This is a genomic window from Streptomyces sp. cg35, from assembly GCF_050410835.1.
Classification (GTDB): Bacteria; Actinomycetota; Actinomycetes; order Streptomycetales; family Streptomycetaceae; genus Streptomyces.
The window spans coordinates 7,399,327-7,424,501 of sequence record NZ_CP191268.1; the positions used below are offsets into that span (position 1 = coordinate 7,399,327).

The window sequence follows — 25,175 nt, forward strand, 5'->3', positions numbered from 1 at the left end:
GCTCATCCGACATGGTCACGGCCAGGCCCCTCCGGGGTCCGCTGCCAGCCGAGCGCGGTCAGGCCCTGTTCGGCGTTGAGCGCGGTCTCCACGCCGGTGAGCTGGATGCCCAGTTCGACCAGGGTGATCGCGACGGCGGGGCGCATGCCCGCGACGATGACGCGGGCGCCCAACAGGCGGGCCATCGTCGTCAGTTCCATCAGCGTACGGGCCACGAACGAGTCGATGATCTCCAGACGGGAGATGTCGATGAGCACACCGCGCGCGCCGTCGGCCGCGATCCGCTCGGTCAGCTCGTCGGTGAAGGCGACCGCCGACCGGTCGTCCAGCTCGTTGAGCAGCCCTGTCACGAGGACGTCGCCGAGCCGCAGGATGGGAACGCCCGTGGGGCGAGGGGAGTTCACCGCGGTGCCGACTCGGCCACGGCGAAGCCGACGGCGGGCTGGTCGGTCAGTTTCACCGCGTCGGCCAGGGCGTCGGCCAGGGTCGCGCGGGTCAGGATGGTGGACAGGTCGATCCCCAACTGGGCGATGGTCTGGGCGATGGGCGGCCGGATCCCGCTGATGACACAGTCCGCACCCATCAGGCGGACCGCGTTGACGGTGTGCATGAGGTGCTGGGCGACCGCCGTGTCGACGGTCAGCACCCCGGTGATGTCGATGATGGCGATCTTGGCCTCGTCGTCCTGGATGGCCTGGAGCAGCGACTCCATGACGATCTGGGTGCGGGCCGTGTCCAGCGTGCCGATCAGCGGGACGGCCAGCACGTGCCGCCACAACCGGACGACGGGCGTGGAGAGTTCCATCAGCTGACGGCTCTGGCGCTGGATGATCTCGTCGCGCCCCTCGACGTACGTCTCGAAGGAGAGGGCGCCCGCGGCGTCGAGCATCCGGTTGACCAGCACGGCCGCGGAGAACAGCTCGCTCGAGTCGCGCGTGGTGTGCTGCACCGCGGCGAGGAGCGCCTCCTTGAGGGAGAGCACGGCGAGCGAGGTGTCGGTGGGGGTGGCGCCGGCCCGCACTCTGCGCAGCGACAACTGGGTCACCGTGGCGCGCAGATTGTGGTGCGACGTCACCAGACGCTCGACCGGGGTGTCGCTGGCCAGCGCGTCCGTGAGGGCGTCGATGAGCAGGGCCGCTTCCTCGCGGAGCTCGCCCTCGGTCATGTCGGTGCCGAGCGCGGCCCGCTCCAGCTGGAGCGTCGTCCACCGGTCGGCGATCTGCCCCTCTTGGTCGCGCAGCGCCTCAAGCAGCAGATTGCGGATGTCCGTCTCGCTGGTACTCACAAGCCCCTCTCATACCGGTCTCCGGTCACGTACGTCCTGCACATGATGCACGCCTCGAACCCCCACCGCCTCAAGCCGTGTTGACGCGCAGCCGTCCCGCCCGGCCGGCACACGGCCGACGGGCGGGACGGCTTTAGCGACTACCCACGATCGACGGGTTCACTCCCCGGCGGGGAATGTGACACCGAACACGCTGAACGCAACAGACGAAACGGACGTCGCAACGAACGCGCGCGTGACCGGGATCCGCGCAACGATCATGCGCCGGTGCGCAAGGTTGCTGCATTACAGCCGGGAAGTCGAGTCCTCTAGAGTCGTCCGCTGTACGTGGCACGGCGGGGGACGGCCTGCTCGGCGGTCCCCGGTCGGAGTTCGACCGGGTTCGACCGCCGCGCGCCCCCACGCCGCGGCCGTCCCCCGACCGGCAGCGATGAAGGAGCCAGTCCGTGCTCGATCACGGCGCATCCCCGCGCACCCCGCACGTCGAGACCGCACCCGCGGGCCTCGGCGCCCGTCTGATGCGGCGCAAGCCGGTGGAACGCCTGGTCGCGGAGGGCGGCCAGGGTGAGGGCGGCACCCTGCGGCGCTCGCTCGGACTCTGGCAGCTGACCATGATCAGCATCGGCGCCACGCTCGGCACCGGCATCTTCGTCGTCCTCGGCGAGGCGGTCCCCAAGGCCGGCCCCGCCGTCACGCTGTCGTTCGTGATCGCCGGACTGACGGCCCTGTTCTCGGCCCTGTCGTACGCCGAGCTGGCCGGCTCCATCCCGGTCGCCGGGTCCTCCTACTCGTACGCATACGCAACGATGGGCGAGCTGATCGCCTGGGTGTGCGGCTGGTGTCTGGTCCTGGAGTACGGGGTGTCCGTCGCGGCCGTCGCCGTCGGCTGGGGCGAGTACCTCAACGAGCTCCTCGACGGCACCATCGGTGTCACCATCCCGGACGTCCTGTCCGCGCCGCCCGGCGACGGCGGCGTCTTCAACCTGCCCGCCCTCATCGTGGTGCTGCTCGCCATGGTGTTCCTGCTGGGCGGCGCCAGGGAGTCGGCCCGCGCCAACACGATCATGGTCGTCGTGAAGATCGTGTCGCTGCTGCTCTTCTGCGCGATCGGCCTCAAGGGTTTCCAGTCCGGCAACTACGAGCACTTCATGCCGCTCGGCATGGCGGGCGTCAGCGCCGCCGGTGCCACGCTCTTCTTCTCGTACATCGGCTTCGACGCCGCCTCCACGGCCGGTGAGGAGGCGAAGAACCCGCAGCGCGACCTGCCGCGCGCCATCATGCTGTCCCTCGTCATCGTCACCGCGCTGTACGTCCTCGTCGCGGCGGTCGCCGTCGGGGCCCGGCCGTGGCAGCAGTTCAGCGACTCGGAGGCCGCGCTCGCCGGGATCATGAAGGACGTGACGGGCCAGTCGTTCTGGGCGACGCTGCTCGCCGCCGGCGCCGTCATCGCCATCGCGTCCGTCGTGCTCACCGTGCTCTACGGGCAGACCCGCGTCCTGTTCGCGATGTCCCGGGACGGACTCGTGCCCAAGGTGTTCTCGAAGGTCCACCCGAAGACCGGGGCGCCGCGCGCCAACACCGTCATCGTGTCCCTGTTCTGCGGTGTGCTCGCCGCCGCGATCCCGCTGGGCCAGCTCGCCGACGCCACCAGCATCGGCACGCTCTTCGCCTTCGCCCTGGTCAACATCGCGGTGATCGTGCTGCGCCGGACCCGCCCGGACATGCCGCGCACGTTCCGGGTGCCGCTGTCGCCGCTCCTGCCGGTCATCGGCTTCGCGCTGTGCGTCTGGATGATGGGCAGTCTGTCCGTCATCACCTGGATCGTCTTCGGTGCCTGGATGGCCGTCGGGCTCGTGTTCTACTTCTGCTACGGGATGCGTCGCTCCCGTCTCGCCGCCCCCGCGGAAGCCGCAGAAGCACAGAAGTGAACCGCCTGCCTTGCTGAACGATCTCGACGAACGCATCGTGCACGCCCTCGCCGAGGACGCCCGGCGCTCCTACGCCGACATCGGCCAGCTCGTCGGCCTGTCCGCGCCCGCCGTGAAGCGGCGCGTGGACCGGCTGCGGGCCACCGGGGCGATCACCGGGTTCACCGTGCGGGTCGACCCGGCCGCGCTCGGCTGGGAGACCGAGGGATTCATCGAGATCTACTGCCGCCGCAACACCTCGCCGGACGCGATCCGGCGCGGCCTGGAGCGGTACCCCGAGGTCGCGGCCGCCTCCACCGTCACCGGGGACGCGGACGCGCTGGTCCAGGTCTTCGCCTCCGACATGCGGCACTTCGAGCGGGTCCTGGAGCGGATCGCGGGGGAGCCGTTCGTCGAGCGGACGAGGTCCGTGCTCGTGCTCTCCCCGCTGATGCGCCGCTTCACCTCGGGCTCACCCGCCTGACCTAGGGGTTTCGCCGCCTCTCGGCCCCCGCCGGACCCATGCGGCGGGGGCCCTCGCGTACGCGCAACGAATCGCCGCTCCGGCCGCCCCACGCGCAACAAAACGCACGCTGACGCGCAACGGTCCCGTCTTGTCCCGTCGACCCGCCGAAACGTACCGTCGTTCTGGCCTTCTCGGTCCCCTCCTCCGCATGTACGCGCTCCCGGTGCCTTCCGGGGTTCGTGCCGTCCTGCCCGTATCCGCAAGGAGTCCGCGCCCCATGACGTCCACGGTGCCCACCGCCGTCCAGCACACCGACGCGCAGCCGCCGATCACCATGTTCGGACCGGACTTCCCGTACGCGTACGACGACTTCCTCGCCCACCCGGCGGGCCTCGGCCAGATACCGGCGACCGAGCACGGCACCGAGGTCGCGGTCATCGGCGGTGGCCTGTCCGGCATCGTCGCCGCGTACGAGCTGATGAAGATGGGCCTCAAGCCCGTCGTGTACGAGGCCGACCGGATCGGCGGCCGGCTGCGCACGGTCGGCTTCGAGGGGACGCCGCCGGACGCGGCCGGGCTGAGCGCCGAGATGGGCGCGATGCGCTTCCCGCCGTCGTCGACGGCCCTGCAGCACTACATCGACCTGGTGGGCCTCGAGACCCGGGCGTTCCCCAACCCGCTCTCCCCGGCGACCCCTTCGACCGTCGTCGACCTCAAGGGCGAGTCGCACTACGCCGAGACGATCGACGACCTGCCGCAGGTCTACCGCGACGTCGCCGCCGCGTGGAACGCCTGTCTGGAGGAGGGCGCCGACTTCACCGACATGAACCAGGCGATGCGCGAGCGGGACGTGCCGCGCATCCGGGAGATCTGGTCGCAGCTCGTCGAGAAGCTCGACAACCAGACCTTCTACGGTTTCCTGTGCGACTCCGAGGCCTTCAAGTCCTTCCGGCATCGGGAGATCTTCGGGCAGGTCGGCTTCGGCACGGGCGGCTGGGACACCGACTTCCCGAACTCGATCCTGGAGATCCTGCGCGTCGTCTACACCGAGGCCGACGACCACCACCGCGGCATCGTCGGCGGCTCGCAGCAGCTGCCCCTGCGGCTGTGGGAGCGGGAGCCCGAGAAGATCGTGCACTGGGCGTACGGGACCTCGCTCGCCTCGCTCCACGAGGACCGCACGCCGCGGCCCGCGGTGACGCGGCTCGCGCGCACCGCCGGGAACCACATCACGGTCACCGACGCGGACGGAGACATCCGCACGTACAAGACCGCGATCTTCACCGCCCAGTCGTGGATGCTGCTGTCGAAGGTGGCGTGCGACGACGCGCTGTTCCCGATCGACCACTGGACGGCGATCGAGCGGACCCACTACATGGAGTCCAGCAAGCTGTTCGTGCCGGTCGACCGGCCGTTCTGGCTGGACAAGGACGAGCAGACCGGCCGCGACGCCATGTCGATGACGCTCACCGACCGGATGACGCGCGGCACCTACCTGCTGGACGACGGGCCCGACAAGCCCGCCGTCATCTGCCTCTCCTACACGTGGTGCGACGACAGCCTGAAGTGGCTCCCGCTGTCGGCCAACGAGCGGCTCGAAGTCATGCTGAAGTCGCTCGGCGAGATCTATCCCAAGGTCGACATCCGCAAGCACATCATCGGCAACCCGGTCACCGTGTCCTGGGAGAACGAGCCCTACTTCATGGGCGCCTTCAAGGCCAACCTGCCGGGCCACTACCGCTACCAGCGCCGCCTGTTCACGCACTTCATGCAGGACCGGCTGCCCGCGGACCGGCGCGGCATCTTCCTCGCCGGCGACGACATCTCCTGGACGGCCGGCTGGGCCGAGGGCGCCGTGCAGACCGCGCTCAACGCCGTCTGGGGCGTCATGCACCATCTGGGCGGCGCCACCGACACGACCAACCCGGGCCCCGGCGACGTCTACGACGAGATCGCCCCGGTCGAGCTGCCCGAGGACTAGGGACTGGCCGGCGGATCTCGTCGAGGGCCCGGGGCCCGGCACTACAGGTCCTAGATCCCCGCGGCCCGGGCCTTCTCGTAGATCTCCGCCGCGAGGTCCTTCAGTTCCTCGGCGTCGCGGAGGTTGCCCTGGATGTCGATGAGGATCTCCTCCAGGCCGACCTCGTCGTGCGCGGCCAGATCCTCGATGATCTGGTCCGCGCTGCCCTGGAACGGCCTGCGGTCGTCGCCCGTGTACGCCTCGGGCGTGTACAGCGTGTTCACCCGGAGCACGCTCTGCAGCGGGGCGGTGCGGCCGCGCTCCTTCGCGAGAGCCTGGAGATCCGCCCACTGCTGCTTCAGCTCCTCGGCCCCCGCCGCGCCGGGCATCCAGCCGTCCGCCCGGTCGACCAGGCGGCGCGCGGCCTTCGGGCTGTTCGCGGGCAGCAGGATCGGGAGCGGCCCGGCCGGCTTGGGGCCGACGACGGACGGGGCGATGGTCGTCAGCTCACCCTCGTACGCCACCGGGTCCGGGCCCCACACCGCGCGGCACACGTCGAGCAGCTCGTCGAGGACCTTGCCGCGCCGCTCGAAGGGGGCCACCGACGCCGCGGCGTACTCGTCGTGCGACCAGCCGGTGCCGAGCCCCGCGACGACGCGGCCGCCGCTCGCCGCGTCCAACGACGCCAGGGAGCGGGCCAGCTGGAAGGGGACGTGCAGCGGCGCCACCAGCACACTCGTGCCGAGCCGGGCCCGGGACGTGGCCGCCGCGGCGAGCGTGAGCGAGACCAGCGGGTCGGCGACCGACCGGTACTGCTCCGGCCAGGGCAGGCCCGGGACCCCGTAGAGCCCCTGCCGGGCGGGCTCCGGGAACAGGATCCGCTCGAACACCCACAGGCTCTCGTACCCCGTCGCCTCCGCGGCGCGCGCCACGTCCGGGATGTCGCGGCCGATGTCGTACTGCTTCATCTGCGGGAGGCCGAGGCCGAGTCGGGTCGCCATACCGTGCTCCTTCGTCGCGTGCGCATCGGGTGTCGCACGGTTCAACGCGCCGAGATCGTCGGGGAGTTCCGGGACCGGCCGGACGGATCTCAGTCGGGGAGCGGAGTGAGCAGCATGCGGCCCACCAGACCCACCGAGGTGTCGAGACGCTGGGTGAACTCGGCTGCCAGGCCCGGGAGTTCGCCCAGCGCCCACAGGGCCCGGGCCGCCGCCCACGCCCCGTCGCGGGCCCGCTCCAGGCTCCACGAGCCGAGCAGATGGGTGAGCGGATCGGCGACCTGGAGGAGGTCGGGCCCCGGCATCAGCTCTTCGCGGATGTGCTCCTCCAGCGTCACGAGGATGTCGCCCACGCGCTCGAACTCGTCCTCCAGTGCGGCCGGTTCGCAGCCGAGCGTACGACAGGCGTCCACCACGGCCAGCGCCAGATCGTGGCCGATGTGCGCATTGATGCCCGCGAGGGCGAACTGCAGGGGGCGTACGCCGGGATGACGGCGGAACTGCAGGAGCGGGCGCCAGCAGGCGGGGCCGGGGTCCCCGTGGGACGCCGCGTCGACGGCCGTGAGGTAGCGCTCGGCGAAGCGGACGTCCAGCGTGATCGCGGCGGCCGGGTCCGGGAAGCCGCCCGTGCCGCCTCTGCCGACGGCCCGGCCGACCGCCTCCGTGACGGAGAGATAGACGCGGTTGAAGACGGCGACACCGTCCCGGGGCGGCAGACCGGCGGCGAGCGCGCGCATCCGCGCGATCACGTCGTCGATCCCGTGGGCGGGGACCTGGGCCCGTGCGATCCGTTCCAACTGCGCCATGGACGAAGGGTCGCAGCCGTAGGGTGACGCGGGTGTCGGCTGGCCGGGGGCTTCCCCAGAACGAGCGAACGGCCGGGCCGGGGGAGTGCGGGAGGAGCGGGAGGAGGGGACGGCGCGGTGTCAGGATTACGTGCGCGGCGGCTCGCCGAGCGGCGGGCGGCACGACGGCGTGCGGCGGGCCGGCGCGGGCGGGGCGCGATGGTGGCGGCGGCGTCGGCCGTGGTGGCCGTCGGGACGGTCACGGGCCTGGTGTCCGCGTTCGACAGCGCCCCGGACGGCGGCGACGAGGCGCGGCCCACGATCAGCGAGGCACCGAGTCTTCAGCCGCTGCCCGCGGTACCGAGTCCGACCGTGACGTCACCGTCACCGACGAGGAGTTCGCCGAGGCCGAGCCCCAGGAGTTCGGCGCCCGCCCGGCCGAAGCCGTCGAGCGCGGCGCCCGCGACCTCGGCCCCCGCTCCGACGGGGCTGTACCGGCACGGCGACTCTCAGGTCCTGGACTGGGTGCGGGCCCACCGGTCCGATCCGCGCCGCCCCCTCATCGAGTCGCGGATCGCGGACCGGCCCGCCGCCGTCTGGTTCGCCGACTTCACGCCGGACACCATCACGTCCCGGGTCCGCGCGGTGACCTCCGGGGCGAGGAGCGCCGGTCAGGTCCCGGTGGTCGTGCCCTACGCGATACCCGAGCGGGACTGCGGCGGCGCCTCCGACGGCGGGGCCCCGGACATGGGCGCGTACGACGACTGGATCGACCGGTTCGCGGCCGGGCTCGGATCCGGCGAGGTCCTGGTGATCCTGGAGCCGGACGCCCTGTCGCAGACGGAGTGCCTCAGCGAGGACCAACGGGCCGATCGGTACGCGGCGTTGGCGCGCGCCGGCCGGGTCATGAAGGCCGCGAATCCGCGGGCGCGGATCTACTACGACGCCGGGCACTCCGCATGGAACCCGGCGGCCACCCAGGCCGCGCGGCTGCGGCAGGCGGGCGCGGCGTCGGCCGCCTCGTCCGACGGCGTCTTCACCAACGTGTCGAACTTCAACCGGACCTCGGACGAGATCGGGTACGCCCGCGCCGTTCTGGCGGCCCTGGGCGGGCCGAGCGGACTCGGCGCCGTCATCGACACCAGCCGCAACGGCAACGGCGCCCCGGCGGACGGCGCCTGGTGCGACCCGGACGGCCGGAAACTGGGGCAGGCGCCGACCCTGCGGACCGGGCGGTCCGGGATCGACGCCTACCTGTGGGTGAAACTGCCGGGCGAGTCCGACGGCTGCAAGGGCGCGGCGGGCACGTTCACCCCCGACTACGCCTACGAGCTGGCCGACTGACCGTCCTGCCGCTCGTTCTTCTTCTGCGCCGCGTCCTTGTCGTACGTCGACGTGCCCGAATCGAGCAGCGGCTCCTGCGACTTGAGGTGGGCGGGGGCCATCGCGCGCAGTGCGTGGTAGCCGGTGATCACGACGATCGTGCCGAGGGCGATACCGCTGAGGGAGAAGGTGTCGGTGAACTTCAGGGAGACGTTGCCGACGCCGATGATGATGCCCGCGGCGGCCGGCACCAGGTTCAGCGGGTTGCGCAGATCCACCTTGGCGTTGATCCAGATCTGCGCGCCGAGCAGGCCGATCATGCCGTAGAGGATGACGGTGATGCCGCCGAGCACACCGCCGGGGATGGCCGCGACGATCGCGCCGAACTTCGGGCACAGGCCGAACAGGAGCGCGAAACCGGCCGCGGCCCAGTAGGCCGCCGTCGAGTAGACCCGGGTCGCGGCCATGACGCCGATGTTCTCGGAGTACGTGGTGTTGGGCGGGCCGCCGACCGCGGTGGAGAGCATCGACGCGGCGCCGTCCGCCGAGATCGCGGTGCCGAGCTTGGCGTCGAGGTTGTCGCCGGTCATCTCGCCGACGGCCTTGACGTGCCCGGCGTTCTCGGCGATCAGGGCGATGACCACCGGCAGCGCGACGAGGATCGCCGACCACTGGAAGGACGGGGCGTGGAAGGACGGCAGGCCGATCCAGTCCGCCGTGCCGACGCCGGACAGGTCCAGACGCCAGTGGTCGACGGCCTCGCCGCCGCCGTTCGCCGAGTGGATCCGGCCGAAGATCCGGTCGAAGACCCAGGAGATGCCGTAGCCGAAGATCAGTCCGAGGAAGATCGCGATACGCGACCAGAAACCGCGCAGGCACACCACGGCCAAACCGGTGAACAGCATCACGAGCAGTGCGGTCCACTGGTCGGTCGGCCAGTAGGTGGAGGCCGTGACCGGGGCCAGGTTGAAGCCGATCAGCATGACGACCGCGCCGGTGACGACCGGCGGCATCGTGGCGTGGATGATCCGCGCCCCGAACCTCTGCACCGCGAGGCCGACCAGGAACAGCACGACACCGACGACGAAGACGGCGCCGGTGACCGTGGCACTGGTGCCGCCCGACGCCCGGATCACGGCCGCGACGCCCACGAAGGAGAGCGAACAGCCCAGATAGCTGGGGACCCGGCCGCGCGTCGCGAGCAGGAAGATCACCGTCGCGACGCCGGACATCATGATCGCGAGGTTCGGGTCGAGCCCCATCAGGACCGGCGCGACGAAGGACGCGCCGAACATGGCGACCACGTGCTGGGCGCCGAGTCCGATCGTGCGCGGCCACGACAGCCGCTCGTCGGGGCGGACGACGGCACCGGGGGCCGGGGTGCGCCCGTCGCCGTGCAGTTTCCAGCGCACGCCGAGGTCCATGTGAGTTCCGCTTTCTGTGGCTCGAAATGATCGCCTCATGCTAATGCGACGTAAGTGCGACTTCTTGCCGTGGTTCTTGCCCTGGTTCACGAGGGGCTTGCGGGGGTTCTTGTTGGCGGGGCGCCGGAGGTCTACGCTCGCACGGCCTTATCCGTGAACATCGTTCAGGTATATGTCTGGATGGAGTCGTGTGATGCGTGCAAGACCCCGGATACGTCTCGGCGCCCTCCTCGCGGCCGCCGCCACCTTCGCCGCCGTGCTGGTCCCGGCCGCCGACGCCGCCGCCCGCGAAGCCGCCCCGCGGACGGCCGTCCTCGACGGCGAGCGCCTCCAGCAGACCAGGCTCCGCCTCGCCCACGGCGACCCGCGGCTCCAGCGCTCCGTACGGGACCTGGCGGCACGCGCCGACGCCTGGCTGGACCAGGGCCCGTGGACCGTCGTCGACAAGCCGAGGCCCGCACCGGGCGGCGACGTCCACGACTATCTGAGCCAGGCCCCGTACTGGTGGCCCTCCCAGGAGCCGACCGGCGACAACCCGTGGGGCTGCCCGTACGTGCAGCCCCACGGGCAGCGCAATCCCGAGGTCGACACCGGCACCGACCGCCAGGACGTCGAGAAGGTCTTCGACTCCACGTACGAGCTCGCCCTCGCCTGGTACTACACGGGCAAGAAGCAGTACGCCGTGAAGGCCGGGCAGGTCCTGCGCACCTGGTTCCTCGACGCGGACACGAAGATGACCCCGAACCTGAACCACGCCCAGTTCATCCCGTGCATGTACGACGGCCGCGCCGTCGGCATCATCGACTTCTCGCAGTCGTACACGAGCGTGGTCGACGCCGTTGCCCTCCTCGCCACCGGCGCCCCCGGCTGGTCGCGGTCCGACCGCGCGGGCATGGGCGAGTGGAACAAGGCCTTTCTCGACTGGCTCGTGAACGGCGACTTCGGCAAGGCGGAGGGCGCCGCCGACAACAACCACGGCACGTTCTACGACCTGCAGGTCGCCGCCCTCGCGTACGCGACCGGCGACACGGACCTGGCGCGCCGCACCGTCCTCGACGCCCGCGCCGGGCGCATCGACTCCCAGATCGCGGGCGACGGCACCCAGCCCCAGGAGCTCGCGCGCACCCGCAGCTGGCACTACTCGACCTTCGACCTGGTCGCCTACACGCGGCTCGCCGCCGTCGGACGGCAGGTCGGCGTCGATCTGTGGGCGCATCAAGGCCCCGATGGGCAGAGCCTGTTCAAGGCCGTGGAGTATCTGCTGCCCGCGGCGACGGGGCAGACCGCCTGGCCCCACCCGGAGCTGGAGTTCCACCGCTTCGCGGCGAGCGACGTCGTGCACGCGGCGGCCGACGCGGGGGACCCGGCCGCCCGCCGGGCCGTCCCGGAGCTGGAGACGCCGCCCGGCGGCGATCTGTGGGCGCTGCGGCCCGCGGCCGAGCAACTGGACTCGATCGCGGGCTGAGCCGTGATCCCGGTCGGCCCGTGGTCAGTTCGTGCGGGCCACGGACGCGTCCGGCGCGGCCACCGGCGTGCGGTCGGCGCCGCGCAGGACGCCGGCGAACAGCATCAGCCCGCAGGTCAGCGCCGTCACCAGACCGAACGACACCACCAGGCTCGTCGCGTCCGCGACCGTGCCGATCGCCGACGGCGCGATCAGGCCCGAGGTGTACGTGATCGTCGCGACGCCCGCGATGGCCTGGCTCGGGTTCGGACCGCTGCGCCCGGCCGCGGCGAAGGCGAGCGGCACGACGACCGCGATGCCGAGGCCGAGCAGGCCGAATCCGCCCATGGCGACGGCCGGGTGCGGGGCCACGACCACGAGCAGCGCGCCGAGCGTGGCCACGACGCCGCCCACCCGCACGGTGCGCACCGCGCCGAACCGGTCCACCACGGCGTCGCCGGCGATCCGGGCCACGGCCATGGTGAGCGTGAACGCCGTGGTGCAGGCGGCCGCGAGACCCGCCGAGGTGTCGAGGATGTCCCGCAGGTACACCGCCGACCAGTCCAGGCTCGCTCCCTCGGCGAAGACGGCGCAGAACCCGACCGCGCCGATCAGCAGCGCCGACTTCGGCGGCAGCGTGAACCGCGGCGGCGCCTCCTCGTCCTCGGCCGGGCGCAGGTCGAGCACCCAGCGGCACGCGACGAGCCCGCCCGTGGTGAGGACTGCCGCGGCCAGCAGATGGTGCAGCCGGGCGTCCGCCCCGAGGTGCGCGGCGAGCGTGCCGCCCGCCGAGCCGACGAGCGCTCCCACGCTCCACATGCCGTGCAGGCCCGACATGATCGACTTGTCGAGGCGGGTCTCGATCTCCACCCCGAGCGCGTTCATCGCCACGTCCGACATGCCGGCCGTGGCGCCGTAGACGAAGAGCACCGCGCAGAGCGTGACCAGATTCGGGGCGAGCGAGGGCAGGACCAGGGCCAGCGTCCACAGGGCGAGCAGCCCGCGCAGCGCCGTCCGCGCGCCGAACCGGTGGCTCACGCTGCCCGCCAGCGGCATCGCCACCGAGGCGCCGATCGCGGGGAAGGCGAGCGCGAGGCCGAGCTGGCCCGCGCTCACGCCCGCGTGGTCCTGGATCCACGGGACACGGGTCGCGAAGGAGCCGGTCACCGCCCCGTGGATGCCGAACACGGTCGCGACCGCATAGCGCGCCCGCTTCAACTCCCCCAACGCGTACGTCACTTCGCTCATCCGGCGGCCCCTCCCACTGTCTCCCCATGCGCGTCCCCATGGCCGCCGTAAACTATCAGGAACCCTGCCTGATAGTTAAGCGGTTTCGGCGTAGGATCCGGCCATGCCCGCATCACCGAGGACCGCCCGAGCCATCAACGACCGGCTCGCGCTGCGCTTCCTCCAAGAGGAAGGCCCGCTGACCGCGGGGCAGTTGAAGGACCGCACCGGTCTGTCCCGGCCCACCGTCGCCGACCTGGTCGAGCGGCTCACCGACTCCGGGCTCGTCGCGGTCGTCGGGGAGGCGGGGGCCCAGCGCCGCGGTCCGAACGCCCGGCTGTACGGGATCGTCGCCGACCGCGCCCACCTCGGCGCCCTCGACGTGCGCACCGAGGGCGTGCGGCTCGTCGTCGCCGATCTGCTGGGCTCCGTGCTCGCGGAGGCGGCCCTGCCCGTCGAGGCGGGCGAGGCGACGGGGGCCGCCGTCGAGCGGGCGGTCGCCCTGCTGGAACGTACGGCGAAGGAGGCCGGCGCCGAACGGCTGCACACCGTGGGCGTGGGCGCCCCCGGCCTGATCGACCCGGCCTCGGGGGAGCTGCGGGACTCCTCGGGGCTGCCCGAGTGGCACCGGCGCCTGGTCGCCGTCCTCCAGGAACGGCTCCCCGCGCACGTGCTGGTGGAGAACGAGACGAACCTCGCGGCCCTCGCCGAGCAGCGCGACGGGGCCACCCGGGACCGGGACACGTTCGTGCTGCTCTGGCTCGGACTCGGCATCGGCGCCGCGGTCGTCCTGGACGGGCGGCTGCGGCGCGGTGCCTCCGGCGGGACGGGGGAGGTCGGGTTCCTGCCGGTTCCGGGCACGGCCGGAGTGCCCTCCGCCACGGGGTGCGAGGGCGGCTTCCACTCGCTGGCCGGCGCGGCCGCGATCCTCGAACTCGCCGCCGCGCACGGGCTCGTGGGCCCCGGCGAACCGGTCGAGCGGGCGGCCGGTGTGGTGCGCGACGCCGTGGCCGGCGGCGCGCACGCGTTCCTGGACGCCCTCGCCGACCGCGTGGTGCTGGGCGCCGCCGCCGTGGTGGCGGTGCTCGACCCCGGGTGCGTCGTGCTGGCCGGTGAGGTCGGCCGGGCGGGCGGCGACGTGCTGGCGCGACGGGTCGCGGAGCGGCTTGCCCGGATGTCGCCGCTCGCGACGGAGGTCAGGGCCGGGGCGCTCGGCGGCGGCGCGGTGCTGCGCGGGGCGCTGCTGATGGCGCGGGAAGCGGCGCAGGAGGACGTGTTCGGACCGGGCGCGGACGCGCCCGGGGTGTCACTGTCACCTCGGTGAGCGACGCATTCCCCGTATTCCCCCGCGCGACCGAAAACCATCGACACGACCTGTGAGTCACCCCACAACAAACGCATGCATGCACATCGACCGGACGTGGCACACTGGCCGTGTACCAGAAGCAGCGCACTCCGGGGTCGGTGAAAGTCCGAACCGGCGGTTACAGTCCGCGACCCGGTCACTTCCAGTGGCCGGTTGACCAGGTGAAATTCCTGGACCGACGGTTAAAGTCCGGATGGGAGGCAGTGCGCGGCGGGCGGGCACCCCGTGTGCGCGTCGCCGGCTGTTCCGGGTGCCGTCCACCGTAGGTGGCCGGTCCCGCCCTTCGGCGTCGTCCCCGGTGTCCTTGCCCGTACGTTCTGTCGTCGTCGTACGACAGTGCCCCGGAGTCTGTGCCCCAAGAGGGAGGACCCGGGAAGTGTTCACCGGAATCGTCGAAGAGCTGGGCGAGATCACGGCCGTCGAGAACCTCGATGACGCCTCCCGCTTCCGCGTCCGCGGCCCCGTCGTCACCGAAGGCGCCAAGCACGGTGACTCCATCGCGGTCAACGGTGTCTGTCTCACGGTCGTCGAGCACGACGCCGACTCGTTCACCGCGGACGTGATGGCCGAGACCCTCAAGCGTTCCAGCCTCGGCGCGCTGGCCACGGGCTCCCGTGTCAACCTCGAACGCCCGATGGTGGCCGACGGCCGCTTCGGCGGGCACATCGTGCAGGGACACGTCGACGGCACCGGCACGATCATCGAGCGCCTGCCCTCCGAGCACTGGGAGATCGTCAAGGTCTCACTGCCCGCGGAACTCGCCCGGTACGTCGTCGAGAAGGGCTCCATCACCGTCGACGGGGTCAGCCTGACCGTCGTCGAGGCCGGCGCCGACTACTTCACCATCAGCCTCATCCCCACCACCCTCGACCTGACCACGCTCGGCCTCAAGCAGCCCGGCGACCCGGTCAACCTCGAGGTCGACGTCATCGCGAAGTACGTCGAGCGCATGCTCGGCGACCGGGGAAGCGCCCAGGGGGGCACCAAGTGAACTGGCTCAACTCCGAAGCCTTCACGATCTTCGGCCAGCACATCCTCTGGTCCGACATGATCGGCAACACCATCGGCCTCATCGCCCTCGCGCTCGGCTGGCGCCGCTCCATATGGACCTGGCCCGCCCAGCTGATCTCCGGCGCCATCCTGCTCACCGCCTTCGCCACCGCCCACCTCTCGGGCAGCGCGGGCAAGCAGCTCGTCGTCATCGTCGTCGCCCTGTTCGGCTGGTGGCAGTGGAACCGCGGCAAGGGCCAGGCACAGGACGGCTCCATCGCCGTCCGCTTCGCCACCTGGCGCGAGCGCGGGATCCTGATCGGCGCCGCCGCCGTCGGCACGCTCGCCGTGGGCGGCCTGTTCACCGCGTACCCGACGTTGTCCTGGGACCCGTGGCCGGACGCGTACATCTTCGTCGGCACGGTCGTCGCCATGTACGCCCAGGCGCGCGGCATGGTCGAGTTCTGGTTCGCCTGGCTCCTGGTCGACGCGGTCGGCGTCCCGCTGAACTTCGCCAACGGCTTCGCCTTCTCCGGCTTCGTCTACGTCATCTACGGCGCGCTCGTCCTGTGGGGCATGCGCGACTGGTGGCTGCGGTCCCGCGCGGCCACGGCCACCGCCCCTGCGCTCGAAGGAGCCCACGCATGAGCACGGCAGCCCACCTCTACGAGGTCCCCGCGGACACCGACCTGAGCCTCGACCCGGTCGAGCAGGCCGTCCGCGACATCGCCGCCGGCCGCCCCGTCGTGGTCGTCGACGACGAGGACCGGGAGAACGAGGGCGACCTCGTCGTCGCCGCCGAGATGATCACCCCCGAGATCGTCGCCTTCATGATGAGCGAATGCCGCGGCCTGATCTGCGCACCCATGGAGAGCGACGAACTGGAGCGGCTCGACCTGCCGCAGATGGTCGGCAACAACACCGAGTCGATGAAGACCGCCTTCACCGTCTCCGTCGACGCCTCCGGCGCGCACGGCGTCACCACGGGCATCTCGGCCGCCGACCGCGCCACCACGCTCCGCCTCCTCGCCTCCGGCACAGCCGAGGCGGGCGACTTCGTCCGGCCCGGCCACATCTTCCCGCTGCGCGCCAAGCCCGGCGGCGTCCTCGTCCGCAACGGACACACCGAGGCCGCCGTCGACCTCGCCCGCCTCGCGGGCCTGCGCCCGGCCGGCGCCATCGTCGAGATCGCCGGCGAGGACGGCGTCATGCTGCGGCTGCCCGAGCTGATCCCGTTCGCCCGCAAGCACGGCCTGACGATCATCTCCATCGAGGACCTGATCGCGTACCGCAAGAGCGCCGAGCCCACGGTCAAGCGCGAAGCCACCGTCCAACTCCCCACCGCCTTCGGCGAGTTCACGGCGTACGGCTACCGCTCCACGGTCGACGGCGTCGAGCACGTCGCCCTCGTCCACGGCGAGATCGGCGACGGCGAGAACGTCCTCGCCCGCATCCACTCCGAGTGCCTGACCGGCGACGTCTTCCACTCGCTGCGCTGCGACTGCGGCCCTCAGCTGGAGGAGTCCATGCGCCGCATCGTCGAGAACGGGCGGGGCGTCGTCGTCTACCTGCGCGGCCACGAGGGCCGCGGCATCGGACTGCTGTCCAAGCTGCGCGCCTACGAGCTCCAGGAACAGGGCCGCGACACCCTCGACGCCAACCTGGAACTCGGCCTGCCCGCCGACGCCCGCGACTACGCGGCCGGTGCCCAGATCCTCGACGACCTGGGGGTGCGCGGCGTGCGCCTGATGACCAACAACCCCGAGAAGACCGACGCCCTCACCCGGCACGGCCTGACCGTCACCGCCCGCGAACCGATGCCGGTCACGGCGGGCGAGCACAACCTCCGCTACCTGCGCACCAAGCGGGACCGGATGGGCCACGACCTGCCCTGGCTGGACGCCCCCAAGTCGTCCACCTGCGGCCAGTAACGAGCAACACCGTCCACTTATCTGTCTACGTACGTACTACGAGGAGAAGCGCGTGAGCGGCAAGGGTGCACCCGAACTGAGCGTGAAGAACTGCGGCGACCTGCGGGTGGCCGTCATCGCGGCCCAGTGGCACGAGAAGGTCATGGACGGACTCGTCGACGGCGCCCTGCGCGCCCTGAACGAGCTGGGCATCAGCGAGCCCACCGTGCTGCGCGTCCCCGGCAGCTTCGAACTGCCGGTCGTCGCCAAGGTCCTCGCCGGCCGCGGCTACGACGCGATCGTCGCGCTCGGCGTCGTCATCCGCGGCGGCACCCCGCACTTCGAGTACGTGTGCCAGGGCGTCACCCAGGGCCTCACCCAGGTCTCCATCGACACCGGCGTCCCCGTCGGCTTCGGCGTACTGACCTGCGACACCGAGGAGCAGGCCCTGGACCGCGCGGGCATCGAGGGCTCCCGCGAGGACAAGGGGCACGAAGCGGTCACCGCGGCCGTCGCCACCGCGACCACGCTGCGTACGGTCGCGGAACCCTGGCGTTAAGGGGCCCGGGCAGACGCGTAAAGTAGGGACCACCATGTCCAATAAGACGTTCGAGGAGCTCTTCACCGAGCTCCAGCAGAAGGCCGCCACCGGCGACCCCGCCACTTCCCGCACCGCAGAGCTGGTCGGCAAGGGCGTCCATGCCATCGGCAAGAAGGTCGTCGAGGAGGCCGCCGAAGTCTGGATGGCGGCCGAGTACGAGGGCAAGGAAGCCGCCGCCGAGGAGATCTCGCAGCTGCTGTACCACGTCCAGGTGATGATGGTCGCCCGCGGCATCTCCCTCGACGACGTGTACGCCCATCTCTGAGCCGACCCCGTCAGTTCTCTCAACTCCCTCACCACGCAAAGGAATCCGACCTCATGCTGCGCATCGCCGTCCCCAACAAGGGTTCACTGTCCGGACCTGCGTCGGCGATGCTCCATGAGGCCGGATACCGGCAGCGCAAGGAGTCCAAGGAACTCGTCACCGTCGACCCGGACAACGAGGTCGAGTTCTTCTACCTGCGCCCCAAGGACATCGCGATCTACGTGTCCTCCGGCAAGCTCGACATCGGCCTCACCGGCCAGGACCTGCTGATCGACTCCGGGGCCAACGCCGAGGCGATCCTGCCGCTCGGCTTCGCCCGCTCCACCTTCCGCTTCGCCTCCCGGCCCGGCGCCGTCAAGGACCTCGCCGACCTCGCCGGGAAGACGATCGCCACGTCGTACGAGGGCATCGTCGGCAAGTACCTCGCCGAGCACGGCGTGGACGCCTCCGTCGTGCACCTCGACGGCGCCGTCGAGACCGCCATCGAGCTCGGGGTCGCCGAGGCCATCGCGGACGTCGTGGAGACCGGCACCTCGCTGCGCAACGCCGGCCTCGAGGTGTTCGGCGACCCGATCATGAAGTCCGAGGCCTGCGTCATCCGCCGCAAGGGCGCCGACACCGACGAGGCCGCCGAGCCCAAGGTGCAGCAGTTCCTGCGGCGGCTCCAGGGCGTCCTCGTCGCCCGGACGTACGTGATGATGGACTACGACTGCCGCGCCGAGCACCTGGAGAAGGCCGTCGCCCTCACCCCGGGCCTCGAGTCGCCGACCGTCTCCCCCCTGCACAACGAGGGCTGGGTCGCCGTGCGCGCCATGGTCCCCGCCAAGGACGCGCAGCGCATCATGGACGACCTGTACGCCCTGGGCGCACGGGCCATCCTCACCACGGCCATCCACGCCTGCCGCCTCTGAGGACACCGAGAACAGCCGAGGACACCGAAGCCATGTCCGATACTCCTGGCACCCCTGGCGCCCCTGACCTGCCCGTCACCTTCCGGCCCGGGCGGACCCGTGCCATCCTGCACGGGCTCGGTGCCGTCTCCTTCGTCGTGATCACCGTCATCGCGCTGATCCTCGACGGCATGAGCCCGGGGGAGCGGACCAGCTTCGTCTTCACCGCCGCCCTGTTCTGGGCCGTGCTGGCGCTGCTCGCACGGCCCAAGGTGGTGGCCGACACCGACGGCGTCACCGTCGTCAACATCGCCCGCAGCCGCCGCCTGGCCTGGGCGGAGATCGTCCAGGTCAACCTGCGGCCCGGCGACCCGTGGGTGTTCCTGAACCTCACCGACGGCACCAGCCTGGCCGCCATGGGCATCCAGCCCGGCATCGCCCGGCAGAGCGCCATCCGCGACGCGAAGGCACTACGCGCCCTGGCCGAGACCCGTACCGGTATTCAGGGCTGACTCAGGGGCCCGGGCCCTGCCGCCCCGCCCCCGGACCTGATTAATCTGGTGGTGGGGTGCGCGTCGTGAGCCATCCCGCCCCTGAAGCGCCCGGACGGGCGGCCAGGGGTTCCTGCTAACCAAGGAGTGACTCCCTCCAGCGATGGACGGATCGTCCGGCAGTACCTGCGCCGCCCCCTCCCGACATAGCGCGCCCCTCGCGCGTACGTCCCCGGAGGCGGCGGCATGACCATCCCGTTGCTGCTCCTCGCGGCAGCCTTCCTCCTGATCCTCGCCAACGGATTCTTCGTGGCGGCCGAGTTCGGGCTCGTCACCGTCGAGCGCCCCGACGCCGAAGAGGCGGCGGCCGCCGGCGACAAGCGGGCCCGCACCGTCGTCGACGCCCTCAAGGAGCTGTCCTTCCAGCTCTCCGGCACCCAGCTCGGCATCACCATCACCTCACTGGTCGTCGGCATGCTCGCCGAACCGGCCCTCGCCGAGCTGCTGCGCGGCCCCTTCACGGCCGTCGGCGTCCCCGAGGGCGCCGTCGGCGGCGTCTCGGTCGTCGTCGGCATGCTGCTCGCGTCCGCCGTGCAGATGGTGATCGGTGAACTGGTCCCGAAGAACTGGGCGGTCTCCAGGCCGCTCCAGGTGGCCCGCTTCGTGGCAGGCCCCCAGCATGTCTTCGCCCGCCTCTTCCGCCCGGTCATCGCCCTGCTCAACGCGGTCGCGAACCGCCTGGTGCGCGCGCTCGGTGTCGAGCCGGCCGACGAACTGGCCTCCGCCCGCACCCCCGGCGAACTGGTGTCGCTGGCCCGCCACTCCGCACAGGCCGGGGCGCTGGAACAGGACACGGCCGACCTGTTCGTGCGCACCCTGTCCCTCGGTGAACTGACCGCGCAGCACGTCATGACGCCGCGCGTGAAGGTCAGCGCCCTCCAGGCGTCCGCGACGGCCGAGGACGTGGTCAACCTGACCCGCGCCACCGGCCTGTCCCGCTTCCCCGTGTACCGGGAGCGGATCGACGAGGTCATCGGCGTGGTCCACCTCAAGGACGCCCTGGCGATGCCGGCGCACGAACGGCTGCGCACCCCGGTGAGCCGGATCGCGCAGGCACCGCTGCTGGTCCCGGAGACCCTCCCGGTCCAGCCGCTGCTCGCCCGCCTGCGCAGCGAGCAGCCCATGGCCGTCGTCGTCGACGAGTACGGCGGCACGGCCGGGGTCGTCACCCTGGAGGACATCGTGGAGGAACTGGTCGGCGAGGTCCGCGACGAGCACGACCGCCTCGACCTCCCGGAACTGGCGGCCGCGCCGCCCGAGGACGGACGGCCCGCATGGGACGCCGACGGCAGCTGCCGCGTCGACATCCTGCGCCGCATAGGACTCGACGTCCCCGAGGGCCCGTACGAGACGGTGGCCGGTCTGGTCGCCGACCTCCTCGGCCGCATCCCCGCCCCCGGCGACAAGGCGGAACTGCCCGGCTGGCGGCTCTCCGTGCGCCAGGTCGACCACTACCGGGCCGAACGGGTCCGCATCGTCAAGGTCGCGGACGCCCCGCAGGCCGTCCTGGAGGCGGCCCGATGAGCGCCCTGCAACTCTTCTTCGCGGTCCTGCTGGTGCTGGCGAACGGCTTCTTCGTCGGAGCGGAGTTCGCTCTGGTCTCGGTGCGCCGCAGCCAGATCGAACCCCTCCCCGGCAAGCGGGCCCGCCAGGTGCTGTACGGCCTGGAGCACCTGCCGCAGATGATGGCGGCCGCCCAGTTCGGCATCACCGTCTGCTCGCTGACGCTGGGCGCGGTGGCCGAGCCCACGGTGGCGCACCTCCTGGAACCCGTCTTCGAGGCCGTCCACCTCCCGCACGGCATGATCCATCCGTTGGGCTACGTGATCGCGCTGGCCGTAGTGGTCTCCCTGCACCTGGTCATCGGCGAGATGGTGCCGAAGAACCTGGCGATGGCGGCCCCGGAGAAGACCGCGCTGTGGTTCAGCCCGGGCCTGGTCGCCTTCGCCCGGCTGTGCAAGCCGGTCACGATCGCGCTGGGCGCGTGCGCCCGCCTGGTCCTGAAGCTGTTCCGGGTGGAACCGAAGGACGAGGTCGAGGCGGTCTTCACCAGCGAGCAGCTCAACCGCCTGGTGGAGGACTCCGGCCAGGCGGGCCTGCTCGACCCGGAGGAGCAGGAACGCCTCGAGGACGCGCTGGAGCTGGGCTCCCGCCCGGTCACCGACGTCCTCCTGGACCGCTCGGACCTGGTCACGGTCGGCCCCTCGGTCACCCCGGCGGAGGTCATCGGGCTGACGGCCCGTACCGGCTACTCCCGCTTCCCGGTCTGCGCGGACGGCGGCGCCTTCATGGGCTACCTCCACGTCAAGGACGTCCTCGACCTGATCGACGGGCCCGACACGGACCGTGCCGTCCCGCAGCAGATCTGGCGCCCCATGACGACGCTGCGCGCCGAACTCCCGCTGGACGACGCCCTCACCGTGATGCGGCGGGCGGCCACGCACCTGGCCCAGGTGGCGGACGCGTCGGGGCGTGTCCTCGGCCTGGTCGCCCTGGAGGACGTCCTGGAGCTGCTGGTGGGCGAGGTCCGTGACCCGGCACACCGGGAGGAGGCACAGGTCCCGGAGGCCCGGAAGCGGGAGGGGGCGCTGACCTAGTCCTCCCCGAACGCGCGGGGCCGTACCGAACACCGAGGTGCGGCCCCGCCGACGTGACGGAGCCGCGGAATCCGCTGGACCTCCGCTAGAACCCGGACGGGTCCTGCGGCCCCCGCCCGGACAGCACCTCTCCGTACGCCTGCATCAGATCCGGCAGCCGCAGCGTGGCCAGGTCGTCCCGGGACGGCTCGGCCAGGTACCCGGTGAGCCTCAGGTCCCGGTACGCGCACGACTTCTCGTACAGCGTCCGCAGGAACCGCCCGTTGCCGAGCTCGTCGATCCACCCCTGGTCCACCACATGGCCGGCGATCGACCGCAGCTCGTCCAGCGCCTCCTCGTCCCACGCGTCCCCGTTCTCGGCCGCCAACGCCTCGCCGATCGCGGTGAGTTCGAGCGGACGGTACGAGGGGAAGTCGACCCGGGACGTGAAGCGCGAGGAGAGACCGGGGTTCGCCGCGAGCAGCCGGTCCATGCCCTCCGGATAGCCGGCCAGGATCACCACGAGGTGGTCGCGGTTGTCCTCGGCCCGCTTCAGCAGCACCTGCAGCGCCTCGTCGCCGTACGCATCGCCCTTGCCGTAACCGGAGTTGGACAGCGCGTACGCCTCGTCGACGAAGAGCACCCCGCCGAGCGCCGAGTCGATCAGCTCGTTGGCCTTCACCGCGGTCTGGCCCAGGTACTCGCCCACCATGTCCGCCCGCTGCGCCTCCACCAGGTGGTCGCCGCCGAGCAGCCCGAGGGCGTAGAAGACGCGCCCGAGGATCCGGGCGACCGTGGTCTTGCCGGTGCCGGACGGGCCCGAGAAGACGAAGTGGCGCTTCGGCGGCTGGACGGGCAGGCCCTGCCCGGTCCGCAGCCGCGCCATGTTCAACTGCGCCGAGAGCGCCTTGACCTGGCGCTTCACGGGCTCCAGGCCGACCATCAGCTCCAGCTCGGCGAGGGCCTCCTCCAGCAGTACCGGATCGGCGGGCCCCGTCGGCAGCGGCACCGACACCGGCACCACGGCCTTCTCCCGCACCATGTCGGGATCCTCCGTACCGCCACCGGGCGGCGGCGGCACGGGCTCGGTGACCTTGAGGTCCCGCCCGTCGCTCGCGTACAGCGGATCGACCGACTCCGTCCCGTCCAGGCCGTCCTGATACCCCGTCAGCGCCATCGGAGCCAGATCCTGGCCGTCGGCGAAGTCCGTGTACCCGTCGCCCTCGGCGATCGCCGCGAGCCGCGCCGAGGTGTCCATGAACGCCGGATCGACCCGGTGCACGGCCCGGTACAACGGGAGGGCGGCCGCCGACCGGCCGGTTCCCTCGTGCGCCCTCGCCAGCCAGTACCGCAGTTCCTTGCGCTGCGGCTGCTCGCTGCGGCAGCGCATCAGGGCCGCGGAGAGCAGCGGCTCCGCCTGCCCGTACATCTCCAGGCGCACCCGCGCCATCCCGCCGAAGAGACCGGCCTCGATGCCGAGCATCGGATCGTCGATGAGCGAGTCCGTCTGCCGGACCAACTGCTCCCAGTCCTTGACCAGATACGCCCGGCACGCGTGCAGGAAGCGCACCTGCGGATCCGCGTCGACCGGCGGCAGCGTCGCGAGCGCCCGGTCCAGCTCCGGCACGTGGCGACCGTCGAGCCAGTGCGAGGCGTGCGCCAGCAACAGGTCGCGCGGGTGCTCCAGGACCGGCTGCACCCACCAGCCCAGCCAGTACCAGGAGTTGAGGGTGCGCCGGTGCCGCGCGCGCTGCTCGCCGAACCGGTCGCGGTGCCGGAACATGCGCAGCAGCGCCGTCGTCGTGTCGATACGCAGCGCGTGCAGCCCGAGCCAGCCGTCCGCCATCCCCGGGTCCAGCCGGACGGCGGTGCGGAACTCCTCCTCCGCCTGCGGATAGGCGCCCATCGTGTAGGCGTCGACGCCTCGCAGCCAGGCGAGGTCGGCCGGGCCCGTCGGCGCACCAGTGCCGAAGTCCATCACGTCCCCCACAAACCGTGCCCCCGATGAACCGCTCTGTCATGGACGGGAGTTGTCACGGTGCGGACAGCGAGCCGTCCGTAGGCCGCACCGAGGGCATCGTACCTGCGGGTGCCTGGTCGGCCGTAGGGCGCGACGGTGTCGGATCGGTGCGGACAGCGGCGATTTCGCCCAGGTGAGCGGGGTGCCGCATGGTGACCCAGGGTGAACGAGAAACGCCTCGGCGCGCTCGGGAAAGGGCATTATGGGCAGAACGAAGCCCCCGATCACGGGGGAACAACCGGGGGCTTCGCGTCTACGGGCGGTCCCGAAAGGCCGCACATTGAGAACGTAAGTCCTGTACGGCCCCTGGGTCAAGCCGAGTTGGGGCACTCCGGGAAACTGGCGGAAGCCCGATTCGGGGGGTTCAGCGCACCGCTGGCGGTCCTTCACTGTGAGTGACGGAGCGGTGGGTCTGCGCGGCCCCACCAGGTCCCTCGCGCATCTCGTATCCCTGCGGGCACTCTCTTACCAATTCCTCAGCGAAGGGCCGGGACGGATCCTGCGCGAAATGTTTCCGTTCCGCCGGGATCCAGCCGTCCCAGAATTCTTCCTGGGCCGCACCGTCCCGGTTCCGCCCGCGCGCCCAGGACGTGTCGCGCGGCAGGTCCATCCACAACAGCCGCGCCAGATACGGCCGCAGGAAGCGCCGCCCCGCGCCCACCCCCTCGACCAGGACCACGTCCGCGGCCGGGAGGAGGCGCGTGCCGTCGAAGCGGCGGGCGTTCCAGTCGTACGTCTCGTAGTGCGCGGCCTCGCCACCGGACAGCGGCGAGAGCACCTGCTCACGCAGTCGGTCCGTCCAGGCGAAGAGGGCGTCGTGGCTCGCGATGTCGTCGAGACGCAGTACGGGCGCCCCGCCGAGCGCCTCGGCGAGCCGCAGCGCGAAGGTCGACTTGCCGGAACCCGCGTGGCCGTCGATGCCGACGAGGCGCACGGGGCCGCAGGAGGCCGGCAGCCGCCGGACGCGGTCGGCGTACTGGTCGAGGGGGACGCGCAGAGAGGTCACGGCGGCAAGGGTACGCCGGGCGGGCCGGGCGGGTGGACCTGGTTTCGATGACGGCGTCGCAGGTCATGCCAGTGGTGGAGACCAATATTGGTGCCCCTGACAGGCCTCGAAACGCTGGTGGAAATCCCGCTCCTGCGGCCATAGTTGGCGCACTGTTCCACCAGGCCCGCACCCGGCCCGT

23 protein-coding genes and 1 riboswitch are annotated in these 25,175 nt (G+C 71.6%); of the genes, 15 read left to right on the forward strand and 8 right to left on the reverse strand.

The genetic code is table 11. The annotated features are described in order from the left end of the window. Positions 1-2: 2 nt before the first annotated feature. Together ACQUQD_RS33910 and ACQUQD_RS33915 are read right to left on the reverse strand one after the other, a co-directional pair. Positions 3-404 carry an STAS domain-containing protein gene (locus ACQUQD_RS33910; protein ID WP_428955996.1) on the reverse strand — a complete coding sequence of 134 codons (402 nt, stop codon included), beginning with the start codon at positions 402-404 and terminating at the stop codon, positions 3-5. After that, positions 401-1,285, reverse strand: coding sequence for an STAS domain-containing protein (locus tag ACQUQD_RS33915; RefSeq protein WP_428955997.1), 885 nt, complete (start codon positions 1,283-1,285; stop codon positions 401-403). Before ACQUQD_RS33915 ends, ACQUQD_RS33910 begins: the two co-directional genes overlap by 4 nt. Positions 1,286-1,731: 446 nt before the next feature. Between ACQUQD_RS33915 and ACQUQD_RS33920 the strand changes: the two genes are divergently transcribed. From ACQUQD_RS33920 to ACQUQD_RS33930, 3 genes are all read left to right on the forward strand, one after another. Then, on the forward strand, positions 1,732-3,213 hold the full coding sequence (locus tag ACQUQD_RS33920) for an amino acid permease (protein ID WP_428955998.1): 1,482 nt from the start codon (positions 1,732-1,734) through the stop codon (positions 3,211-3,213). A 10-nt stretch (positions 3,214-3,223) separates the two neighbouring features. After that, complete coding sequence (locus ACQUQD_RS33925; RefSeq protein ID WP_428955999.1) at positions 3,224-3,676, forward strand: Lrp/AsnC family transcriptional regulator; 453 nt, start codon at positions 3,224-3,226, stop codon at positions 3,674-3,676. 259 nt (positions 3,677-3,935) lie between these two features. Beyond that, positions 3,936-5,639 carry a flavin monoamine oxidase family protein gene (locus tag ACQUQD_RS33930; RefSeq protein WP_428956000.1) on the forward strand — a complete coding sequence of 568 codons (1,704 nt, stop codon included), beginning with the start codon at positions 3,936-3,938 and terminating at the stop codon, positions 5,637-5,639. A gap of 50 nt (positions 5,640-5,689) precedes the next feature. Here ACQUQD_RS33930 and ACQUQD_RS33935 read toward each other — a convergent pair whose 3' ends face one another. Both ACQUQD_RS33935 and ACQUQD_RS33940 read right to left on the reverse strand, forming a co-directional pair. Further along, positions 5,690-6,619: an LLM class F420-dependent oxidoreductase gene (locus ACQUQD_RS33935; RefSeq protein WP_428956001.1), complete on the reverse strand. Its 930-nt coding sequence runs from the start codon at positions 6,617-6,619 to the stop codon at positions 5,690-5,692. A gap of 89 nt (positions 6,620-6,708) precedes the next feature. Beyond that, a complete protein-coding gene (locus ACQUQD_RS33940) occupies positions 6,709-7,422 on the reverse strand; it encodes a DUF5995 family protein (RefSeq protein ID WP_428956002.1) in 714 nt (237 codons plus the stop codon). A 117-nt stretch (positions 7,423-7,539) separates the two neighbouring features. Between ACQUQD_RS33940 and ACQUQD_RS33945 the strand changes: the two genes are divergently transcribed. Next, on the forward strand, positions 7,540-8,745 hold the full coding sequence (locus ACQUQD_RS33945; protein ID WP_428956003.1) for a glycoside hydrolase family 6 protein: 1,206 nt from the start codon (positions 7,540-7,542) through the stop codon (positions 8,743-8,745). Here the strand turns inward: ACQUQD_RS33945 and ACQUQD_RS33950 are convergent. Beyond that, a complete protein-coding gene (locus ACQUQD_RS33950) occupies positions 8,727-10,148 on the reverse strand; it encodes a uracil-xanthine permease family protein (protein WP_428956004.1) in 1,422 nt (473 codons plus the stop codon). The two genes, ACQUQD_RS33945 and ACQUQD_RS33950, sit on opposite strands and share 19 nt — an antisense overlap. A 193-nt stretch (positions 10,149-10,341) precedes the next feature. Between ACQUQD_RS33950 and ACQUQD_RS33955 the strand changes: the two genes are divergently transcribed. After that, on the forward strand, positions 10,342-11,613 hold the full coding sequence (locus ACQUQD_RS33955; protein WP_428956005.1) for an alginate lyase family protein: 1,272 nt from the start codon (positions 10,342-10,344) through the stop codon (positions 11,611-11,613). A gap of 24 nt (positions 11,614-11,637) precedes the next feature. Here the strand turns inward: ACQUQD_RS33955 and ACQUQD_RS33960 are convergent, their stop codons facing one another. Next, positions 11,638-12,840 carry an MFS transporter gene (locus tag ACQUQD_RS33960; RefSeq protein ID WP_428956006.1) on the reverse strand — a complete coding sequence of 401 codons (1,203 nt, stop codon included), beginning with the start codon at positions 12,838-12,840 and terminating at the stop codon, positions 11,638-11,640. Positions 12,841-12,943: 103 nt separating this feature from the next. Here ACQUQD_RS33960 and ACQUQD_RS33965 point away from each other — a divergent pair, with 103 nt between their 5' ends. The 10 genes from ACQUQD_RS33965 to ACQUQD_RS34010 all read left to right on the forward strand — a co-directional run bounded on the left by ACQUQD_RS33965 (position 12,944) and on the right by ACQUQD_RS34010 (position 21,989). Beyond that, positions 12,944-14,143: an ROK family transcriptional regulator gene (locus ACQUQD_RS33965; protein ID WP_428956007.1), complete on the forward strand. Its 1,200-nt coding sequence runs from the start codon at positions 12,944-12,946 to the stop codon at positions 14,141-14,143. Positions 14,144-14,265: 122 nt separating this feature from the next. Next, a riboswitch (FMN riboswitch) is annotated at positions 14,266-14,396 on the forward strand. Between the two features lie 165 nt (positions 14,397-14,561). Further along, entirely contained in the window at positions 14,562-15,176 is a 615-nt protein-coding gene (locus ACQUQD_RS33970) for a riboflavin synthase (protein WP_428956008.1), read from the forward strand. Beyond that, complete coding sequence (locus ACQUQD_RS33975; RefSeq protein ID WP_428956009.1) at positions 15,173-15,823, forward strand: nicotinamide mononucleotide transporter family protein; 651 nt, start codon at positions 15,173-15,175, stop codon at positions 15,821-15,823. The genes ACQUQD_RS33970 and ACQUQD_RS33975 overlap by 4 nt, the downstream gene beginning before the upstream one ends. Beyond that, entirely contained in the window at positions 15,820-17,106 is a 1,287-nt protein-coding gene (locus ACQUQD_RS33980) for a bifunctional 3,4-dihydroxy-2-butanone-4-phosphate synthase/GTP cyclohydrolase II (RefSeq protein ID WP_428956010.1), read from the forward strand. The genes ACQUQD_RS33975 and ACQUQD_RS33980 overlap by 4 nt, the downstream gene beginning before the upstream one ends. Positions 17,107-17,158: 52 nt before the next feature. Further along, complete coding sequence (ribH, locus tag ACQUQD_RS33985) at positions 17,159-17,644, forward strand: 6,7-dimethyl-8-ribityllumazine synthase (RefSeq protein ID WP_428956011.1); 486 nt, start codon at positions 17,159-17,161, stop codon at positions 17,642-17,644. Between the two features lie 34 nt (positions 17,645-17,678). Further along, complete coding sequence (locus ACQUQD_RS33990) at positions 17,679-17,951, forward strand: phosphoribosyl-ATP diphosphatase (RefSeq protein ID WP_018534786.1); 273 nt, start codon at positions 17,679-17,681, stop codon at positions 17,949-17,951. A 53-nt stretch (positions 17,952-18,004) separates the two neighbouring features. Next, entirely contained in the window at positions 18,005-18,862 is an 858-nt protein-coding gene (gene hisG, locus ACQUQD_RS33995) for an ATP phosphoribosyltransferase (protein ID WP_428956012.1), read from the forward strand. A 32-nt stretch (positions 18,863-18,894) separates the two neighbouring features. Continuing rightward, positions 18,895-19,353 carry a PH domain-containing protein gene (locus tag ACQUQD_RS34000; protein ID WP_428956013.1) on the forward strand — a complete coding sequence of 153 codons (459 nt, stop codon included), beginning with the start codon at positions 18,895-18,897 and terminating at the stop codon, positions 19,351-19,353. 225 nt (positions 19,354-19,578) lie between these two features. After that, entirely contained in the window at positions 19,579-20,916 is a 1,338-nt protein-coding gene (locus tag ACQUQD_RS34005; RefSeq protein WP_428956014.1) for a hemolysin family protein, read from the forward strand. Next, positions 20,913-21,989, forward strand: a complete 1,077-nt coding sequence (locus ACQUQD_RS34010) for a hemolysin family protein (protein WP_428956015.1) — start codon at positions 20,913-20,915, stop codon at positions 21,987-21,989. Before ACQUQD_RS34005 ends, ACQUQD_RS34010 begins: the two co-directional genes overlap by 4 nt. An 85-nt stretch (positions 21,990-22,074) precedes the next feature. Here ACQUQD_RS34010 and ACQUQD_RS34015 read toward each other — a convergent pair whose 3' ends face one another. Further along, positions 22,075-23,946: an AAA family ATPase gene (locus ACQUQD_RS34015; RefSeq protein WP_428956016.1), complete on the reverse strand. Its 1,872-nt coding sequence runs from the start codon at positions 23,944-23,946 to the stop codon at positions 22,075-22,077. A 406-nt stretch (positions 23,947-24,352) separates the two neighbouring features. Beyond that, positions 24,353-24,994, reverse strand: coding sequence for a uridine kinase family protein (locus ACQUQD_RS34020; RefSeq protein ID WP_428956017.1), 642 nt, complete (start codon positions 24,992-24,994; stop codon positions 24,353-24,355). Positions 24,995-25,175 lie beyond the last annotated feature (181 nt).